This window comes from Streptomyces altiplanensis (genome assembly GCF_053591575.1).
This window is the reverse complement of the sequence record NZ_JBSFUB010000208.1, coordinates 1-3,306: the sequence shown is the minus strand read 5'-3', so window position 1 is coordinate 3,306 and position 3,306 is coordinate 1. Positions and strand designations below refer to the sequence as shown.

The window sequence follows — 3,306 nt, the reverse complement described above, 5'->3', positions numbered from 1 at the left end:
CCAGATCGGCGCCGAGCTGGGCGTCTCCCAGATGCAGGTCTCCCGCCTCCTCAGCCGCACCCTGGCCAAGCTCCGCACCGGCATGCTGGCCTGACACATCGCATGCCTGGTTGGCTGCGCCTGCCATATGCATCTGGGAAGCAGGGGCATGAGTGCCGAAGGATCGGGCAACCCGTGAGTCTCCAAGGTTCCGACGGGACGAAGGAGCAAGATGTGGCTGCTGACCGAGATCATTCAGACGCCGGCCTGCTGACCGCCATGAGCGTCGAACAAAGCTGGCACTTCGACGGCGCTCTGCGTGATGTGAGCGAAGCCCGCGCCTGGGCTTCTGACTTCCTCCACGGCCTCAGCCGCATGCAACCGCCCGAAACTCCGGATGCTCACGACGACGTACTGATCGTCGTCACCGAACTGGCCTCCAACACGTTCGCTTTCGCTCCCGGCCCCTTCACCCTCACCCTGGGAAGCACCATGACCGGGACAGTGCACGTCGCCCTGACCGACACCAACCCGGCAGAGCCCCGGCCACGGCCCATTGACCTCACCGGATGCGGCGGACTGGGCTGGCACCTCATCAACGCACTGGCCGAGCAGACCATCATCGCTCCAGAGGCTCACGGCAAGACGGTGCACGCCTTCCTGCCGTGGTGACCGAGGATTGCTTGTCGCCCTGCTATCCGCTGCCCAAGACGCGGCACCGTGGCTGTAGAAGCCTCTGGTTCTGCCCACGAGATCGAGCAGCACCCCGTCGCCCCCGGTGTCGGAGCCACCCAGATGTTCACGAGTTTTCGGCAGCAACCGAGCCGAGATCAGGTGCAGCGGCCACCCGCCCATGACGGAACGGGGTATCCCGATCAACCTGACTGACGAGCCGCGTCGCGTGCTGCACGCTGTCTGGCACATGGTCACAGCCGACCTGATCCAGGTGGCCGCTGCCCTGATCTGGTTGGCCTTGGGCAACCGTCCTGATGGTGACGCCACCGCCTGGCGCCGGCCGCCTATTTCGTCGCCCATTCAGGCGTGTTCCTGGCGGTGGCACACGCGAACGCCGAATCGAGCCCGACAGCGCAAAGCACGCCCCGACCATGGCCAGCGACCGCGCCTTGAAGTTCCAAGGGTAGGAAGTCTTCCGGTTCGGCCACGACGAACTACGCGACCGCGAGCGCGCACGTCCGTGGGTCACGGACTTCTTCAGCAAGCTCCTGGATCGGCCGCTCGGCGGCGCCTCCTGAGCGGTGACGCTGGGGGCGTTCGGTAGGCTTCCGGAGTGCTGGCTGTCTGGTCGGTGCCTTCCTGGGGGGATGACGAGACGAGGAACATGCCGGAGCAAGCGAGCCCGCCTGCGATAGTACCGAGCGGGCCTGTGGCCGCGTCGGTCGAGGCAGCGCGGATGGCGGCGGTGCGCCGTTACGACATTCTCGACACTCCGCCGGACGGCGCCTACGACAGAGTCGCAGCACTGGCCGCACGCCTGTTCGAGGTGCCGGTGGCGACGGTGACGATCGTGGACGAGGACCGGATCTGGTTCAAGGCCGCGCACGGCCTGGAAGGCGTCAGCGAGATCGGCCGCGATCCGGGCCTGTGCGCCTCGGCGGTGCTCACCGATGACACCACCGTCATCCCCGACACCCTGCTCGACCCGGTCGCCTGCTCCAACCCACTGGTCGCCGGCCCGATGGGGGTACGGTTCTACGCCGCCGCTCCGATCACCACCACTGACGGGCATCGGCTGGGCACGGTCAACATCCTCGACACCCGGCCCCGCAAGATCAGCGAGGCCGATGCCTCCACCCTCGCGGACCTGGCCGCGGTGGTGCGTGACCAGCTGGAGCTGCGGCTGTCGGCACTGAACGTGGTGCGCGCCGAGCAGGAGCGCCGCAAGGTCGAGCAGGAGAAGCGCCGGGCGGAGGAAGAGGCCCGCCAGCGTGCGGAGCGGGACAAGGTGGCCATCGCCGCGTTCGCCTCCACCCTGCAGCGCACCCTGGTGCCTCCCGCTCTGCCCGCCGTGCCGGGGCTGGAGCTGGCCTGTCACTACAAGACGGCCTCCCCGCAGGAAGTGGGCGGCGACTTCTACGACGTCTTCCCCGTCGGCGGAGGCCGGTGGGCGTTCTTCCTGGGCGATGTCTGTGGCAAGGGCGCCGAAGCCGCCTCGGTCACTTCGCTGATCCGCTACACGCTGCGGGCCGCGGCTCTGGTCGACGCGGACCCCACGGCCGCGCTGCAGGCGCTGAACACCGCGCTGCTCCTGGACGCCGCGGTCGGTACCCGCTTTTGCACCGCCGTCATCGGCCTGCTGGAACCCTCGGCCGATGGAGGGTTCACGGTCACGCTGGCCACCGGCGGTCACCCACCCGCCTACCACCTCAGCCCCACCGAAGGCGGCGGCGTGCGGGTCGAGGCGGCCCGCGCCCAGGGCGGCATGCTGGTCGGCGCGTTCGCCGAAGCCGCCTTCGCCTCACGCACCCTGCACCTGGCACCCGGCGAGGGACTGCTGCTGTACACCGACGGGCTGACCGAGGCCCGCACCGCCGACGGTGACAGGCTCGCCGACACGGGCCTGACGGACTTCCTGGCCCAGCGGACCACGCCGGTCAGCGCCGGCGCCCTGATCGACGACACCGTCGCGCTCCTGGACACCCTCCCCGACACCGAACGCGACGACGTGGCCCTGCTGGCCCTGTCCGTCCCCACCCCCGATGCCGCTCCCGCCGGCATCACCACCACCGCCCACAGCGCCGCCGCCCCGACCGCCGACGTCTGCGTCGGGCAGGAGAACCCACGCCCATGACCGACGCATTCCACATCGACGTCCCGCACACCGACGGCGCCCTGGCCGTGATCGCGCTGTCCGGCGAATTCGACATCACCACCGCACCCGCCGTGCGGGCCCGCGCCCTGGAACTCATCGCGACCGGACACCCCGACCTGGTCGCCGACCTGTCGGATGTCACCTTCTGCGACTCCTCCGGGCTGGGCGCCCTCGTCGGCATCTGGCGCTGCGCCAAGGAAGCCGACGGCTCCCTGACCCTGGCGGCCATCCCCGACCGGCTGGGCCGCCTGCTCAGCGTCACCGGGATGGACGCCTTCCTGCCCGCCTACCCCAGCGCCGAGGCCGCGCTCGCCGCACGCCCAGGCAACCGCACCACCGCCTGAAACACCCTCCCTCACAGGGGTGGCATCAGCGAGCCCGCTCGGCACAGCACAGCCCCACTACTGACTTGCGCTCGTCGGGGTGAATTCTCGCGAAGTCCCTGGGGGGTGTGGGTGGATGGCTGTATCCGTGGTGTATGAGATACGCGGATGGGG

The 3,306-nt window shown here is 69.5% G+C and carries 4 protein-coding genes; all 4 read left to right on the top strand.

Features of this window, described 5'->3' with window-relative positions; all coding sequences use genetic code 11:
• Positions 1-94: sigma factor-like helix-turn-helix DNA-binding protein (locus ACWD0Y_RS36440; protein ID WP_450264542.1), on the top strand; the 94-nt coding region annotated here is incomplete at its 5' end.
• 80 nt (positions 95-174) lie between these two features.
• Positions 175-651, top strand: coding sequence for an ATP-binding protein (locus ACWD0Y_RS36435; RefSeq protein WP_450264541.1), 477 nt, complete (start codon positions 175-177; stop codon positions 649-651).
• Positions 652-1,363: 712 nt separating this feature from the next.
• Complete coding sequence (locus ACWD0Y_RS36430; protein WP_450264540.1) at positions 1,364-2,788, top strand: PP2C family protein-serine/threonine phosphatase; 1,425 nt, start codon at positions 1,364-1,366, stop codon at positions 2,786-2,788.
• A complete protein-coding gene (locus tag ACWD0Y_RS36425; protein WP_450264539.1) occupies positions 2,785-3,153 on the top strand; it encodes an STAS domain-containing protein in 369 nt (122 codons plus the stop codon). Before ACWD0Y_RS36430 ends, ACWD0Y_RS36425 begins: the two co-directional genes overlap by 4 nt.
• Positions 3,154-3,306 lie beyond the last annotated feature (153 nt).